Source organism: Mycobacterium asiaticum, assembly GCF_001668675.1.
Taxonomy (GTDB): domain Bacteria; phylum Actinomycetota; class Actinomycetes; order Mycobacteriales; family Mycobacteriaceae; genus Mycobacterium; species Mycobacterium asiaticum_D.
The window spans coordinates 1-15,681 of the sequence record NZ_LZKQ01000274.1 but is presented as its reverse complement, the minus strand read 5'-3'; the positions used below and the strand labels follow the sequence as shown (position 1 = coordinate 15,681).

15 protein-coding genes are annotated in these 15,681 nt (G+C 66.0%); 4 read left to right on the top strand and 11 right to left on the bottom strand.

Annotated features, from left to right (window positions below):
- Genes A9X01_RS22930 through A9X01_RS22910 form a run of 5 tightly spaced genes read right to left on the bottom strand, consistent with a single transcriptional unit; the run spans position 1 to position 4,755 of the window.
- Positions 1-1,002, bottom strand: coding sequence for an MlaD family protein (locus A9X01_RS22930; RefSeq protein WP_253849320.1), 1,002 nt, complete (start codon positions 1,000-1,002; stop codon positions 1-3).
- Entirely contained in the window at positions 999-2,003 is a 1,005-nt protein-coding gene (locus tag A9X01_RS22925; protein WP_065122921.1) for an MlaD family protein, read from the bottom strand. Before A9X01_RS22925 ends, A9X01_RS22930 begins: the two co-directional genes overlap by 4 nt.
- Positions 2,000-2,965, bottom strand: coding sequence for an MlaD family protein (locus tag A9X01_RS22920; RefSeq protein WP_065122920.1), 966 nt, complete (start codon positions 2,963-2,965; stop codon positions 2,000-2,002). Before A9X01_RS22920 ends, A9X01_RS22925 begins: the two co-directional genes overlap by 4 nt.
- Positions 2,966-2,968: 3 nt before the next feature.
- Entirely contained in the window at positions 2,969-3,853 is an 885-nt protein-coding gene (locus A9X01_RS22915) for an MlaE family ABC transporter permease (RefSeq protein WP_065122919.1), read from the bottom strand.
- Entirely contained in the window at positions 3,853-4,755 is a 903-nt protein-coding gene (locus tag A9X01_RS22910) for an MlaE family ABC transporter permease (protein ID WP_081282564.1), read from the bottom strand. Before A9X01_RS22910 ends, A9X01_RS22915 begins: the two co-directional genes overlap by 1 nt.
- A gap of 268 nt (positions 4,756-5,023) precedes the next feature.
- On the opposite strand from A9X01_RS22910, the gene A9X01_RS22905 reads away from it, so the two are divergent.
- Positions 5,024-6,742 carry a GMC oxidoreductase gene (locus A9X01_RS22905; RefSeq protein WP_065122917.1) on the top strand — a complete coding sequence of 573 codons (1,719 nt, stop codon included), beginning with the start codon at positions 5,024-5,026 and terminating at the stop codon, positions 6,740-6,742.
- 9 nt (positions 6,743-6,751) lie between these two features.
- On the opposite strand, the gene A9X01_RS22900 is transcribed toward A9X01_RS22905, so the two are convergent.
- From A9X01_RS22900 to hsaA, 5 genes are all read right to left on the bottom strand, one after another.
- On the bottom strand, positions 6,752-7,360 hold the full coding sequence (locus tag A9X01_RS22900) for a hypothetical protein (protein WP_065122916.1): 609 nt from the start codon (positions 7,358-7,360) through the stop codon (positions 6,752-6,754).
- A gap of 163 nt (positions 7,361-7,523) precedes the next feature.
- Positions 7,524-8,090, bottom strand: coding sequence for a 3-hydroxy-9,10-secoandrosta-1,3,5(10)-triene-9,17-dione monooxygenase reductase subunit (gene hsaB, locus A9X01_RS22895; protein WP_065122915.1), 567 nt, complete (start codon positions 8,088-8,090; stop codon positions 7,524-7,526).
- Between the two features lie 2 nt (positions 8,091-8,092).
- Positions 8,093-8,995: an iron-dependent extradiol dioxygenase HsaC gene (gene hsaC / locus A9X01_RS22890; RefSeq protein ID WP_065122913.1), complete on the bottom strand. Its 903-nt coding sequence runs from the start codon at positions 8,993-8,995 to the stop codon at positions 8,093-8,095.
- Positions 8,992-9,867, bottom strand: a complete 876-nt coding sequence (gene hsaD, locus A9X01_RS22885) for a 4,5:9,10-diseco-3-hydroxy-5,9,17-trioxoandrosta-1(10),2-diene-4-oate hydrolase (protein WP_065122912.1) — start codon at positions 9,865-9,867, stop codon at positions 8,992-8,994. The genes hsaC and hsaD overlap by 4 nt, the downstream gene beginning before the upstream one ends.
- On the bottom strand, positions 9,864-11,048 hold the full coding sequence (hsaA, locus tag A9X01_RS22880; RefSeq protein ID WP_065122911.1) for a 3-hydroxy-9,10-secoandrosta-1,3,5(10)-triene-9,17-dione monooxygenase oxygenase subunit: 1,185 nt from the start codon (positions 11,046-11,048) through the stop codon (positions 9,864-9,866). The genes hsaD and hsaA overlap by 4 nt, the downstream gene beginning before the upstream one ends.
- Before the next feature lie 160 nt (positions 11,049-11,208).
- Between hsaA and A9X01_RS22875 the strand changes: the two genes are divergently transcribed.
- Together A9X01_RS22875 and A9X01_RS22870 are read left to right on the top strand one after the other, a co-directional pair.
- Positions 11,209-12,285 (top strand): ferredoxin--NADP reductase, encoded by a 1,077-nt coding sequence (locus tag A9X01_RS22875; protein WP_065122943.1) that lies wholly within the window; start codon positions 11,209-11,211, stop codon positions 12,283-12,285.
- A gap of 31 nt (positions 12,286-12,316) precedes the next feature.
- Positions 12,317-12,847, top strand: a complete 531-nt coding sequence (locus tag A9X01_RS22870; protein WP_065122910.1) for a hypothetical protein — start codon at positions 12,317-12,319, stop codon at positions 12,845-12,847.
- Here A9X01_RS22870 and A9X01_RS22865 read toward each other — a convergent pair.
- Complete coding sequence (locus A9X01_RS22865; protein ID WP_065122908.1) at positions 12,844-14,961, bottom strand: acyl-CoA dehydrogenase family protein; 2,118 nt, start codon at positions 14,959-14,961, stop codon at positions 12,844-12,846. The genes A9X01_RS22870 and A9X01_RS22865 overlap by 4 nt on opposite strands.
- Positions 14,962-15,202: 241 nt before the next feature.
- Between A9X01_RS22865 and A9X01_RS22860 the strand changes: the two genes are divergently transcribed.
- The coding region (locus A9X01_RS22860; protein ID WP_065122906.1) for a TetR family transcriptional regulator at positions 15,203-15,681 on the top strand (479 nt) is incomplete at its 3' end.

Sequence of the window (15,681 nt, the reverse complement as noted above, 5' to 3'; positions counted from 1 at the left end):
TCAGCACTGCTTCACCATGTTCGGCAGACAGATCGTCGGCGCATTGCGCCGGTCGACCACGACGCCGTCCCCGCGCAGCATCGGCAGCAACACGTCGATGACCTGATGGAGGCCTTCGCTGGCCTTGCCCACCCGCTCGGGATGGGCTACCAGCGCCGAGACGATGTCGTCGATGCCGTTGATTGACGGTGCGAGCTCGCGGTTGTAGAACACCATGACCCGGTCGATGATGCGTGTCAGTTCGGCCAGCAGGGTGAAGAACTCAATGATGTCAACGGATTTCGAGGTGTAGCGCTGCCCTACCAACGCGAACTGCTCCAGCAACGCCGTGAGTTGGTGGCGTCCCGCGGTGAGAGCGCTGCCGGCGTGGTCGACGAAGTTCACGCCGCGCTGGAAGTCACCACTCATCTTGCTCAGCGATCGGGTCAACTCGCTGGCGGACTGCAGGATCTCGCGCAGCGCATTGGGGTACTTTTTGGTGGCGTCGGCCAGCTCGGTGAAGGTGTCGTGGATCACCTGGCCGTTGACATCCCGCAGGAACGGTGTCACCGCCTGGATGATGTCGTTGCCTTCGAACGGGACCTTCACCCGGTGCGGTGGAATACCGCTGCGGCTCAACGGTGTGCCGCCCTGCGGGTCCAGCGCGAGGTAGTGTCCGCCCAGCGGTGTCAGCAGCCTGATGTCCAAAGTTGACTCGGACCCGATCAGCAGCGACCGTTTGACACTGAACGTCAACTCGACCAGTGTCCGGTCAAGCCGCACACTGGTGACCTTTCCGACCGGAACACCGGCAATGCGGACCTCGTCGCCGGTCCGGGCGCCGCCCGAAGTGGTGGCGTGGGCCGTATAGTCGGCCTGCCCGCTGGGATTGACATAGGCCAGCCCGGCCGTGGCCAGCGCGACCGCGATCGCCAATACACCGACGATCCCAAGCCGCCGACTGCGCACCGCTTCGGCGCGATCGTGCAGCATCCGCCGGCTGCCCAGCCTGAACCTGGTCACCGGCACACCACCAAACCCTGTTGGGCAAATGACACTTCGCCGATTCCGGGTAGGTGCAGTTCACCGTTGGAGCAGCTGAACGCAGGACGTTCCTCGTCGACCAGAGAATCCCGCAAGCCCTGAATCAGCGTCGGGGTCAGTGACAGGCCGGCGATGACGGTCGGCGTCTGCGGGAACAACCGAGTGGTCAGGCCGTACAGCGGCGAGGTCGAAGCATCGAAACCTTGTTCCGCGGTTCGCAGTACCTGAACCAGGCTGCGTAGCATCGGCAGCTCGATGTCGATAGAAGTGCGGAACTGTTCGGCCCGGGATGTGAAGGTGTTGAGGGCATCGGTGAGCGCATCGATGAGGTGGAAGAGCTGTTGAGACTTGCCGCCCAGGTCATGGGAAAGCGCGCTGAGATTACGCAGCAGCACGGTGATGACGGCCTGGCGGTTGACGGCGTATTTGGAGATGGCGTCGAGGTCTCGCAGTACCGGCCCGATCCCGCTGTCGTCACCCTGGATCAGGCGAAGCAGATTCTCGCCGAACCGGTTGAGCTGGGCGGCATCGAGGGTCTGAAACACCGGACGGAAACCGTTGAACAACCGAGTGATGTCGAAGGACGGCACGGTCTGCCCGACCGGGATGGCCGAGCCCGGGGGCAGTCTGTCACCCGCGGCGGGTGGCTGGACCAGCTCGACGTAACGCTGGCCCAATAGGTTCTGATATCGCACTGCCGCAATGGTGCTGCGGTACAACGGGTGTGCGTTCAGGGCGGTGAAATCGACCCGGGCGGTGCGGCCGTCGAGGCGAATGGCCTCGACCTTGCCGACCTGGACGCCAGAGATCCGCACGTCGTTGCCCACGTCGAGACCCGAGACGTCGGTGAATGTCGCGGTGTAGTGCGACACCGGACCGCTGACCGGGCTGCGCAAGGCGGTGAGGAGCAGGATCGCGCACACCGCCGCTACCGCCGTGAATGCGGTCAGCCAAAACACCGGCCGGCCAAGTTGTCTCATCGCGGTGCTCCGGCATCCAGCGTCACCTCGGTGCGCAGCTGCACTTGGCCGTCGACCACCGTGAGCGCGCCGTCGGCGCGGTCGAACAGTCCGGAGAGCCGGTCGTAGGCCGGCGCCAGGCTGCCGGCGGCGAACGACGCCGGGATCCCGACGTTCATGATCGCGTTGACCAACTGGATGATCCAGGGGTTGTTCCGGGCGGAGATCTGGCCGACATCCATCAGCAGCTGACCGGTCTGCTGGAAAACGAGGTTGGTGCGGTCGACAGCACCGGGCGCCACCAACGGGGTCAGCCCGTCGAGCAGTCCGGTGGTCAAGCCGACGACAGGCAGCACGTCACGCAGCCCGCCCACAAACGACGCCAGCACCGAAAGTGATTGCGCCACCGGCATGGTGTCGGTATCCGCCACGATTCTGGCCAGGTCCGCACCGGCCCTGGCGACCGGCTCCACGATGCCGGCGTGCCGGCGCAACACCTCGATCACATGCGCGAACTCCGGTGTATCGAAGCTGCGGCTCAATCGTTGCCCCTGGCGCAGCAGCCCGGTGATGGAGGCCGCCTGCACATCGGCGGCCATCACCAGGGTTTGGTCTGACCGCAACGACGGCCCGCTGCCCGTGCTGACGAGTTCGACTGCGGCCGTGCCGAAGACGTTTGAGGACGTGAACCTGGCCCTCGTGTCGGTGGTCAGCGCGCGGGCCTGATTCGGGTCGAGCACCACGGTCATCTTCTGCTTGTTGTAGCCGATCGACTCCAGCGCCTTCACCGATCCGATGGCCAGACCGTGGAACTTGACCTCCGCCCCGGGTGCCAGGCCCTCGCCGATGGTATTGGCCACCACCGTCAGCTGGAAGGTGTCGTCATAGGTGCCGTGTGCGGTCTCGTAGAGTATGCCGCCGGCCGCGACCAATGCGGCCGCGACGATCAAACCCCGAACACGCAGGGCGCCAGAACTGGTCATCCGCTACCCCGACAACCGCAGACCCGGATTGTTGCCCCAGAACACCAACGTCAGCACCATGTCGGCAACGACCACCGAGATCAGACTCGCGCGGATCGCCCGCCCGGAAGCGTGCCCGACGCCTTCCGGGCCACCGGCGGCGTAATAGCCCTCGTAGCAGTGGATCGCCACGATCAGCAGGACGAAGATGCTCGCCTTGATGATCGAGAGCAGCACGTCGGACGGCTGAATGAAGGCGTCGAAGTAGTGGCCGTAGGTGCCCGACGACTGCCGGTGCACCACATTGACCACCAGCGCGCAACACAGGTAGCTGAGCACCAACGCCAGCAGGTAGAGCGGGACGATGGTGATCACGCTGGCGATCACCCGTGGGGTCACCACGTACGGAATCGACTGAATCCCCTGCACCTCAAGCGCATCGATCTCTTCGGAGATACGCATGGCGCCGAGTTCGGCGGTCATCCGGGTGCCGGCCTGAGCCCCGAAACCGATCGCGGCGATCATCGGCGCCATTTCCCGGGTGTTGGCGTAGGCGGAGATGAATCCGGTGAGCGGTCCCATACCGACCATGTCCAGGGCGGCATACCCTTCGATTCCGACCGACGCCCCGATCGCGGCGCCCATGAAGACCAGCACGCCGACCGTTCCGCCGCCGACGATGAACGACCCGCTCCCCCAGACCATGTCGACCAGGATGGTGCCGGTATGGCGCCGGTATTTGGCGAGCGTTCGCGGTACCGCCCCAAGCATTTGGACGACGAATGTCGCCTGATGGCCGAGTCGCTCGAAGAACGAGAGTCCGCGGTGGCCCAGTGACATCGGCAACCGGACGGTGGTGGCCAGTCCGTGCGGTAGGTAGCGCGACGGTCGTGCGGTGAACCCGGTCATCAGCCGACCCTGGTCGGCATGAACATGGTGACGAACTGGGTGATGACCAGGTTGAGCAGGAATACCGTGACCACTCCCAGCACCACCGAGGCGTTGACGGCGTCGGCTACACCGCGTGGACCGCCTCGGGCCTCCAACCCACGCTGGCAGGCGATCAAGGTCACGATCACACCGAACAACCAGGTCTTGAGCAGAGCCACCACGAGATCTGTTGTTGTGGCGAAAGATCCGAAGGAGGCGATGTAGCTGCCCGGGGTGCCGGACTGATAGCCGACGTTGATCACGTAGCCGGCGGACAGCCCCATGAAGATGATGAATACGCACAGCAGCGGCGCCACCAGGACCATCGCGGCCAGGCGCGGCGTGACGAGGCGCTGCACCGGGTCGATACCCATCACCCGCAGGGCGTCCACCTCGTCGCGGATGTTCCGGGCGCCCAAGTCGGTTGTCACCGCGGCACCCGCGGCCCCGCCCAGCAGCAACGCGGCCACGATCGGCGCGGCCTGACGGATCACCCCGAGGCCGCCGGCTGCGCCGGAGATCGACGTCGCGCCGACTTGCTGGATGAGGCTGCCTACCTGGACGGCGACGATAACGCCGAACGGGATGGAGATCAGCAGGGCCGGTATTGCGGTGACGCTGACGATGAACGACGCCTGGTTGAGGGTGTCCCGCCACGGGTGGCGCAGCCGGACCAGATCGCTGGCCAAGTAGATCGCCGACTGAGCGGCCAGTTCGAAGAAACGGCCGAGGGTCTGCAGCGAACGGTCGACCTTGCCCAGCGCGCGGCGTCCCACGTTGCCGGCAGCCCCTCCGGGAGTGCGGCCGGTGGTCACCTGATCCGGCTGCCCGGGCGTCGTCGCGGCGGCCGACAAATACGGCGCGGCAGACACAAACGGCATGGCGGTTCCCGATCAGATGAAGCTGGAAAGTGGTGAGTTCGCACAGTACAACACCGCGCATTATTAAAGCGAGACTTATACGCCATTTTTTCGCGACTGACACCGAGTGCCGAATTCGCGGTGTAAAGCAACTTTACGTCGCCGCCATTACGTGGCATTTAAGGCGGCGCGCGTAAATTGCGGTGCGAATGTCGCGACAACTCTGGTAGCGGCGTGACCAAGGGTTTAAGCTGCGCTACACATTCAGCCGATTCGGAGGTTTGCTGACATGGCGGAAATGGCCGCGGCCCTGGCGACACCGTTGCAAGCATTAGGCGGCGAATACGACGTGGTGATCCTGGGTTCCGGGTACGGCGGGGCTATCACCGCCGCACGGCTCGGGATCGCCAATGCGCGCGCGGGAGGCAAGCTGCGCATCGCGGTGCTCGAGCGCGGGTCGGAGCATCCTACGGGCAGCTTCCCCGAGACCGAGAAGGCGGCAGCGGCGCAGCTGCGTTCGCCGTTCAATCCGCTGGGCCTCATCGAAGTCGAGCGGTTCAAGACCATCGACGTCATCCACGCCAACGGCCTCGGCGGTACCTCGCTGATCAACTTCAACGTGGCGATCGTGCCGGACCGGGAAGTCTTCCTGTCCTCGTGGCCGCGGGAGTTCCAGCGGTTGGTGGACCACGGCCCGTCCGTCGGAGGACTCGAGACGTACTACACGCGAGCCAAGCGGATGCTCGGCGCGGTGCCCTACGCCGAGAACGTGCCGCTGCGGCGGGTGGAGGCGTTCACGCAGATCGCCAAGAACGCCGGGGCCCAGCTGCAGCTGCTCGACATCACGGTCAGCACCGAGGATCGGGTCACCAAGTACGGCGTGCAGCGGCGGCGCTGCCCCAATCACGGCGGCGACGGCACCGGCGACAACACCGGTTCGAAGAACACGTTGATGACCAACTACCTGCCGATGGCCGCCCACTTCGGCGTCGAGTTGTGCGCCGGCATCGAAGCACAGCGCATCGAACCGGCCGCCGACGGACGCTGGCGCGTGGTCACCCGGCGCACAGGTGACAAAGGCGCGGGCAAGGAGACCGCGGTCATCGCCCGGCGGGTGGTGGTGTCGGCGGGGACGCTGGGCAGCAACGGAATCCTGCTGCGCTCGAGCCAGGCGGGATTGCCGCTGTCCACCCGGCTCGGCAAGAACTTCAGCGGCAACGGCGACAACTTCGGCATCGCCTACAACACCGACATGCGCACCGACACCCAGACCTGGGCGACCACCGATGGCCCGCCGCGCTCGCTGCTGGCCTGTGGTCCCAGCATCACCGCGGCCATGCGCTTCGGTGCCGACCAATCTGACCTGCGGAAACGATTCACGGTTCAAGATCTTTCCCTGCCCCGGGCGCTCGTCGACAGCTTCCGGTTCGGGTTGATGGGACTGGCGGCGGCCAGCCACCGCGACTACCGCAAGGCCAAGCTGGAGCGTTGGCGCCGCGACATCACCTTCAACACCGATGGCGCGATGAATCACTCGCTGGGCTTCCTGATCATGGTGCACGACAACTCCGACGGGGAGCTGGTGTTGCGCAAGAACGGCAGCGTGAAGATCGACTGGCCGGGCGCTCCGACCGAGCGGGTGTACAAGGACGTGGACGCCGTCATGCGACCGGCCGTGGAGGCCATCGGCGGCACGTACATCAAGAACCCGCGCTGGGACAAACGCTTCCTGGGCAAGCACCTGATCACCGCTCACCCGATGGGTGGGTGCGTCACCGCCGACAACGTCGACGCCGGAGTGGTCGACCACGCCGGGCGGGTGTTCCGGCCCGACGGCGGCACCTACGACGGCCTGTACGTGTGCGACGCCTCGGTGATCCCGCGCGCCATCGGGGTCAACCCGTTCCTGACGATCTCGATGTTCGCCGAACGTGCCGCCGAGCTGCTGCGCGAAGAGCTGGACCTGCCCGGCTACGACCCGGCCGTCGAGGCCGACGACCGGGTCTGAGCAGGACTTCTAGGTGCGCAGCGCGAAGAAGCCGATCATCTCGTAGCGCCCCTTCGGCAGCCGGAACAGGATCTTGCCGAGATAGGTGCCCGGCACCACCTCGACCAGCTCGTCGCGGATGCTGCGGATGATGACGTACGGATTCTCCTTGACGTCGGCATAGTCAATGACCAGGACCTGCACGTCCGGGTCCAGCTTGCCGGCATCGTGATAGGTCTTGAAGTCGAAGGCAAGCTTGCCGTCGGCGGCGTCTTTCATCCGGTACAGCGGCCACAGCAGCTTCGACGGCAGGCGCGAGCCCGATGTCATCCGGTTGTCGCCGGCGCGGCCTGCGGAGTCGAAGCGTTTTCCTTGCCACGGCATCCACAGGTTGGTGACGAACCGGACGGCCGAGTCGACGACCGGGTTGGTCGTGGTCATGACCAGGATCCCGTTAGTCGGACCGTCGAGGCTGGTTGGTGCGGTGCCTTTGCTGAAGATCGCGTTGAGCTCGGCCTCCGCGGCCGCCCCATCCGACTTCGCCCGTTCTTTCAGGTCAAGAATCCATCGCCAGGCTTCTTCGGATGCCTTGCGCTCGCGCAGTTCGGAAACCCGGGATTCGGCTGCTTCGATTGTCATTGCATTGCCCTATCTGTGGTCGGTACCCCGGCACGGGGCCGTCACAGAGAAATTAAATCTAGTTATTGCAAAAAACAATGGCGATAAAGAAACGGCGAAAGTCTAGTTATTGGACAATTCGCAATACACTAATGCTTTGTCGAATTTGTATACAACGGGCTGGCTAGAGCCAGGTGTCCTGGGTGGTGGTGGTGAGGAAGGCTTCCAGGTCGTCGCGCCATTGGGCGGGGGTGGTCTTGTCCGGCTCGATGCCGGTGTACTCGCCGCGGTAAAACAGCAAGGGGCGCGGCTTGATCTTGGGCACCTCGGACAACGAATTGACCGCACCGAAGACCACGAAGTGGTCCCCGCCGTCATGCACGGAGGCGACGGTGCAGTCGATGTAGGCCAACGATCCCTCGATGATGGGCGAACCGAGTTCCGATGGGTGCCAGTCGATTCCGGCGAACTTGTCGGGCTCCTTGGAGCCGAAGCGCGCGGAGACGTGTTTCTGGCTCTCGGTCAGCACGTTCACGCAGAACCGGCCGCTGGCCTCGATGGCTTGCCACGATCTCGAGACCTTGGTCGGGCAGAACAACACCAGTGGGGGGTCCAGCGACAGCGCGGCGAACGACTGGCAGGCGAAACCGATCGGCACGTCGTCGTGCACGGTGGTGATGATGGTGATGCCCGTGCAGAACTGGCCCAGCACGCTACGGAACGCGCGCGGATCGATCGGCGCAGCATTCATGGCTAGCTCTTGAAGCCGACCGAGAAGTCGTGGCCCCACAGGCTCACCGCGGTGCTCTCCCGGGCGATCCAGTCGTCGTCAGCGACTTTTCTTCCTTCGCAACCGAATTCGATGTCGAAGCCGCTCGGCGTTTTCATGTAGAAGGACAGCATCAGGTCGTTGACGTGCCGGCCCAAGGTGGCCGACATCTTCACCTTTTTGCGCAGCGCCCGGTCCAGGCACAGCCCGACGTCGTCGGCGTTCTCCACCTCGACCATCAGGTGCACGATGCCACTCGGCGTTTGCCCGGGCATGAAGGCGAGGCTGTGGTGACGAGGGTTGCAGCCCAGGAAGCGCAGCCAGACCGGCGGTCCATCGGCAGGCCGTTCAACAAGCTGCGGTGGCAGCCGCATCGAGTCACGCAGCTTGAAGCCCAACACATCCCGGTAGAAATGCAATGTCTCGGCGTCATCGCGGGTGGTCAACACCACGTGGCCCAGGCCCTGCTCACCGGTGACGAACGTGTGCCCATAGGGGCTCACGACCCGCCGGTGTTCCAGCGCGGCGCCGTGGAAGACCTCCAGGCAGTTGCCCGACGGGTCGGAGAACCGGATCATCTCGTCGACCCTGCGGTCGGCGAGCTCGGCGGCGGTGGCCTCCTTGTACGGCGTCCCCTCGACGTCGAGCCGATTCCGAATCTCCTGCAGTCCTTCCGCGTTCGCGCATTCCCAGCCGGCCTCTGCGAGCCGGTCGTGTTCACCGGGCACAATCACCAGACGTGCCGGGAAGTCGTCCATCCGCAGGTACAGCGCACCTTCGGTGGTGCCCTTACCCTCGACCATGCCAAGGACCTTCAGGCCGTACTCGCGCCATGCGGCCATGTCGGTGGCCTCGATGCGTAGATAGCCGAGTGATCGGATGCTCATCTCGCACCTCCTAAGAAATCAATCGTGAGTCTGTTGAACTCGTCGAACTTCTCCACCTGGGCCCAATGTCCACACTGCCCGAAAACGTGCAATTGAGCCCGCGGGATTGTCTTCAGCGCAACCAAGGCGCCATCGAGCGGGTTGACCCGGTCTTCGCGGCCCCAGATCAGCAGCACCGGCTGGCGCAGCTTGTACACCTCGCGCCACATCATGCCGAGCTCGAAGTCGGCGCCGGAGAACGACATTCCCATCGCGCGGGTAGCGGTCAACGATTCCGGCGTGCTGGCCAGCTCGAACCGCTGGTCGATCAATTCCGGGGTGATCAGCTTCTGGTCGTAGACCATCACCCGCAGGAACGCCTCGAGATTTTCTCGGGTGGGCTCCATGGAGAACTTGCCCAGCCGCTTCACGCCCTCGGTCGGGTCGGGCGCGAACAGGTTGACACTCAGACCGCCCGGACCCATCAGCACCAGGCGGCCGGCCAGGTCGGGATAGTCCAGCGCGAAGCGCACCGCGGTGCCCCCGCCTAGCGAATTTCCCACCAGTGGAACGCGTTTCAGCCCGAGCTGGTCGAACAGGCCCTTGAGCGCCCTGGCCGCGTAGCGGTTGAACTGCCCGTGCTCGGCGCGTTTGTCGGAGTGCCCGTAGCCGGGCTGATCGACGGCCAGCACGTGGAAGCGCTCGGCCAGCACCGGGATGTTGCGGGAGAAATTCGTCCAGCTCGACGCGCCGGGCCCGCCGCCGTGCAACAACACCACCGTCGGCGCGTTGCCGATCCCCGCCTCGTGGTAGTGCAGCTTCAGCGGCCCGTCGACGTCTACCTCCGCATAACGCGAGGTGGACTCGAACGTTATCTCGTCAGTCGCGGTCATACCATCGTGTCGCCGGGCGGCAACCCGAACTCGTGGTTCCCGAAGATCTGGTAGGCCCGCTCGGGGTCGTTCGCCGCGTGCACCCGGCCGGCGTGCGCGTCACGCCAGAAGCGTTGCACCGGTTGATCGTTGCCCAAAGCGGTGGCGCCGGACGCTTCGAAGAGCCGGTCGATCGATGCGATCGCCCGCCCGGTGGCACGCACCTGGTCGCGGCGGGCGCGGGCGCGCAGGTCGAACGGGATCTCCTTGCCCGCGGACAGCAGCGCGTACTCGTCGGCAACGTTGCCGCTCAACTGCCGCCACGCCGCGTCGATGTCACTGGCCGCTTCCGCGATGCGGACCTTGGCGAACGGGTCGTCCTTGGCCTTCTCACCGGCGAACGCCGCGCGCACCCGCTTGCCCTGATGCTCGACGTGCGCCTGGTAGGCGCCGTAGGCCATCCCGACGATCGGCGCCGAGATTGTGGTGGGATGCATTGTGCCCCAAGGCATCTTGTACACCGGCGCGGTGTTGGTCTGATATCCGCCGGCGGTGCCGTCGTTCATCGCCTTGTAGGACAAGAACCGGTGCCGGGGTACGAACACGTCCTTGACGACGACCGTGTTGCTGCCGGTGCCACGCAGCCCGACCACGTGCCAGACGTCGTCGATACGGTACTCGCTGCGCGGGATCAGGAAGCTGCCGAAGTCGACCGGCCGGCCGTCCTTGATGACCGGTCCGCCCAGGAATGCCCAGGACGCGTGGTCGCACCCCGATGACCAGTTCCACGAGCCGTTGACCAGGTAACCGCCGTCGACCACGACGCCGGCACCCATCGGGGCGTACGACGACGAAATCCGCGTCCTTGGGTCCTCGCCCCAGACCTCTTCCTGCGCCTGCTGGTCGAACAACGCCAGGTGCCAGTTGTGCACGCCGATGATGGAGCTGACCCACCCGGTGGAGCCGCATGCGCTGGCCAGCCGCCGGGTCGCCTCGTAGAACAGGGCCGGGTCGCACTGCAGCCCGCCCCACTGCTCGGGCTGCAGCAGGGTGAAGAAGCCAACCTCGTCCAGTTCCTGGACCGTCTCGTCGAGCAACCGGCGCCGGTCTTCCGTCGCCTGGGCGCGCTCCCGAATCCGTGGCAGCAGATCGTCGATGGCGGTGAGGACCGACTGCGCGTCACGTTGTTGAATGGACGTCACTTACGTTTGCCTCCTGGGAGAGCGGACATAGAGAAAAGACTAGAACACGTTCCGATTTGTGTCGAGCAGGGTATTCCTGCGGCTGGTAGCGGTACTAAACGGGTTTTCTATAACATGTTCTAGTTCAGACGGAAGGAAGGGCAGGGTCGTGACAGCGGATATTTCCGGGGGCGTCCCCGACGAGCCGCTCGGCGACCACGTCCTGGAGCTGCAGATCGCCGAAGTGATCGCCGAAACCGATGACGCGCGGTCGCTGGTGTTCACCGTCCCGGACGGCGCCGGGGACCCCGAGCTCCCGTCGGGGCGGCTGCGGTATGCGCCCGGCCAGTTCCTGACGCTGCGCATCCCCAGCGACCGCACCGGCTCGGTTGCCCGCTGCTACTCGTTGTGCAGCTCGCCGTACACCGACGAGGCGCTGACCGTCACCGTCAAGCGAACCGCCGACGGGTACGGGTCCAATTGGCTGTGCGACAACGCGCACCAGGGCATGCGGATCCATGTGCTGGCCCCGTCGGGCACCTTCGTGCCCAAGACGCTGGACGACGATTTCCTGTTGCTGGCGGCCGGCAGTGGGATAACCCCGATCATGTCGATCTGCAAGTCGGCGCTGATCGAAGGCAGCGGGCAGGTGACGCTCGTCTACGCCAACCGGGACGACCGCTCGGTGATTTTCCGTGACGCGCTGCAGGAGTTGGCGACCAAGTACCCCGACCGGTTGACCGTGGTGCACTGGCTGGAATCGCTGCAGGGACTGCCCAGCGCGGCCGCGTTGGCCAAGCTGGCCGGGCCGTTCACCGACCGACCCGCCTACATCTGCGGGCCCGGGCCGTTCATGGAGGCGGCGCGCCAAGCCCTGGAAGCCCTCAAGGTGCCGGCCGGCCAGGTACACATCGAGGTGTTCAAGTCGCTGGAGTCGGACCCGTTCGCGGCGGTCAAGGTCGAGCAGACGGGTGACGAGCCGCCGGCCACCGCGGTGGTGGAGCTGGACGGGGAAACCCACACGGTCTCGTGGCCGCGCAGTGCCAAGCTGCTTGATGTGCTGCTGGCCAAGGGCCTCGACGCGCCCTTCTCCTGCCGGGAGGGGCACTGCGGCGCGTGCGCCTGCACACTGCGCAGTGGCAAAGTCTCGATGGAGGTCAACGACGTGCTGGAGCAGGAGGACCTCGACGAGGGGCTAATTCTGGCCTGTCAATCTCACCCGGAATCTGATTCGGTAGAAGTGACCTACGACGAGTAGGCGCAAGAATCACCCGGGAAGGGACAACAGGATGAAACGGCTGGTACCGGGTCTCGCGCTGGTCGGGCTCATGGTCGCGTTATTGCCCAGCCCCACCGCGGCCGCCGGCGACAACATGGCCACCACGCTCTTCCCGGTGGACGAGGCGAACCAGCTCGAGACCCACTCCTACGTCAACTGTCACGGTGGCGGCACCTGTGACTTCATCGCGGGCGCTAACCTGCGCACGCCCGACGGCCCGGCCGGTTTCCCGCCCGGACTGTGGGCCCGGCAAACCACCGAGATCCGGTCCAACAACCGACTGGCCTACCTGGACGCGCACGCCACCAGCCAATTCGAGCGGGTCTTCAAAGAGGGCGGGACCGATACGATCACCACCCAGTACTTCGGCGAAGGCCCGCCGGACAAGTATCAGACCACCGGCGTCATCAACTCGACGAGCTGGTCGACGGGCCAGCCGATGGGCAACGTGATGGTGTTCGTGTGCACCCATATGCAGGTGGTCTATTCGGGCGTGAATCTGACCTCGCCCAGTACCTGCGCGCAGACGCAGATCGTCTAGCGCGGCAGCCCCAGCAGCCGTTCGGCGGCGACCGTCAGCAGGATCTGTTCCGTCCCGCCGGCGATGGTCAGGCATCGGGTGTTGAGGAAGTCGTACACGGCCCGGTTGTGCAGCAGACCGCCGCCTTCGGAGACGTCCATCATGTATTCGGCGAGCGCCTGCCGGTAGCGCACGCCGATCAGCTTGCGGACGCTGGATTGCGCCCCGGGGTCGCGGCCGCCCACGGCCAGTTGCGCGATGCGCTGGTCGAGCAGCGCGCCGGCCTGGGTGAGCAGGATGAGCCCGGCCAGCCGATCCTGCTGCGCGGCGTCGAGGTCGATCTCGGCGAGCACCTTGAGCAGCTCTTCCATCGGGTTGCCCAGCGCGGTGCCGGTGGCCATCGCGATGCGTTCGTTGGCCAGGGTAGTGCGGGCCAGCCGCCACCCGTCGTTGACCGCGCCGACCACCATGTCGTCGGGTACGAACACGTTGTCCAGGAACACCTCGTTGAACAGCGAGTCGCCGGTGATCTCGCGCAGCGGCCGGATCTCGATGCCCGGCGACTTCATGTCGATCAGGAAGTACGTGATGCCCTTGTGTTTGGGCGCGTCCGGGTCGGTTCTGGCCAGGCACACGCCCCAGGCCGCCTTGTGGGCCGCCGACGTCCAGACCTTCTGCCCGGTGAGCAGCCAGCCGCCGTCACCGCGCACGGCTTTGGTGCGCAACGACGCCAGGTCCGAACCAGCGCCGGGTTCGGAAAACAGTTGGCACCAGAGGAAATCGCCGCGCAGGGTGGCCGGCACGAAGCGCTCGATCTGTTCGGGTGTGCCGTGTTCGAGCAGGGTGGGCGCCGCCCACCAACCGATCACCAGATCCGGCCGCACCACCCCGGCGGCCGCCATCTCCTGGTCGATCAGCAGCTGCTCGGCCGGCAGCGCGCCGCGCCCATAGGGGGCCGGCCAGTGCGGCGCCAACAGCCCGGCTTCGGCCAGCGCGACCTGCCGCTTTTCCTGCGGAAGTTCGGCGACCTTCGCGACCGCGGCGGCGATCTCGGGTCGGGATCCCTCGACGTCGGACAGGTCGATGCCCAACTGCCGGCGGACACCCTGCTGGGTCAGCCCCGCGACCCGGCGCAGCCAGCGCTCGGGACCGCCCAGGAAACGACCGATGCTGTGCGCCCGGCGTAGATACAGGTGCGCGTCGTGTTCCCAGGTGCAACCGATCCCGCCGAGTACCTGGATGCAGTCCTTGACGTTGGCTTTCGCGGCGGTGATGCCGATGCTCGCGGCCAGCGCGGCGGCGACGGCGAACTGGCGAGGGTCGGGATCCGACGCGGCGCGCGCTGCATCGGCGGCGGCCACTTCGGCCTGCTCGGCGCGGCACAGCATCTCCGCGCAGAGGTGCTTGATGGCCTGGAAACTGCCGATCGGCTTGCCGAACTGCTCGCGCACCTTGGCGTAGGCCACTGCCGTCTCCAGCGAATACCGGGTGATGCCGCCGGCCTCGGCGGCCAGCAGGGTCGCCGCCAGGTCCCGCACCCGCTGATCCGATACCTCCACAACGGTGACCGGCGCCGACGTCAGCACCACCCGCGCCAGCGGCCGGGAGAAGTCCGTGGCCTGCAGCGGCTCCAGCTCGACGCCCTCGGCGGCGGTGTCGACCAGCAGCCACTTCTCTTCGGCGGGCACCAGCAGGACACCGCCGGCGGCGGCGCCGAGCGCCCACGCCACGGTGCCGGAGGCCGCCTGACCGTCGAATTGCACGTCGCCCTCGAGCGCGAGGCCGGCGAACCGTTCCCCGGAGGCCAGCGCGCCCAGCAACTCGGGGTCGGTGACCACCAGCGTGGCCAGCGCGGTCGTCGCCACGGGTCCCGGCACCAGCGCCTTGGCCGCCTCCTCGACCATCGCGCACAGATCCTCTATGCTGCCGCCGGCGCCGCCCGCGTCCTCGGCGACGGCCACGCCGAACAGGCCCAGGTCGGCCAGCCCGGAAAACACCGGCCGCCAGGCATCGGCGTCGCCCTGCTCGACGGCGCGGACCGCCACCGCCGCGGACGAGCCCGAGGCCGCGCTGCGGGCCCAGTCGCGCACCAGTTCGCGCGCCGCGAACTGTTCATCGGTGACGGTTGCTACCACCAGTAGTCCTTTGCGTCGGGAAATTCACATGGTCAGGAATGTTTCCTCCACACTAGAACGTGTTCTAATAGTGAAAGCGATCAACCGTCAAGTCGGCGGTTATTCGGCCAGTACACGTCGTTGTCCCGGCTGCGGGGAGGTGGGAGATGCACGCTGAGAATGCGTATCGTTTGTGGGCATGTCGTCCGCGGACCAGAGTAGGCCCACTGCTCCCGGCCGCCGGCCCGGCGAGGTTCTGAACATGGCGGTGCTGGCTGAGTCCGAACTCGGCTCCGAGGCGCAACGCGAACGCCGCAAACGAATCCTCGACGCCACCATGGCAATCGCGTCGAAGGGTGGCTACGAGGCCGTGCAGATGCGCGCCGTGGCCGACCGCGCCGACGTAGCCGTCGGCACGCTGTACCGGTACTTCCCGTCGAAGGTGCACCTGCTGGTGTCGGCGCTGGGCCGGGAGTTCAGCCGCATCGACGCCAAGACCGACAGGTCGGCCGTAGCCGGCGGCACTCCGTTCCAGCGGTTGAACTTCATGGTCGGCAAGCTCAACCGGGCGATGCAGCGCAATCCGCTGCTGACCGAGGCCATGACGCGCGCCTACGTGTTCGCCGACGCGTCCGCGGCCGCGGAGGTCGATCAGGTCGAGAAGCTGATCGACAGCATGTTCGCGCGGGCGATGAGCGACGGCGAACCGACCGAGGACCAGTACCACATCGCGAGGGTCAT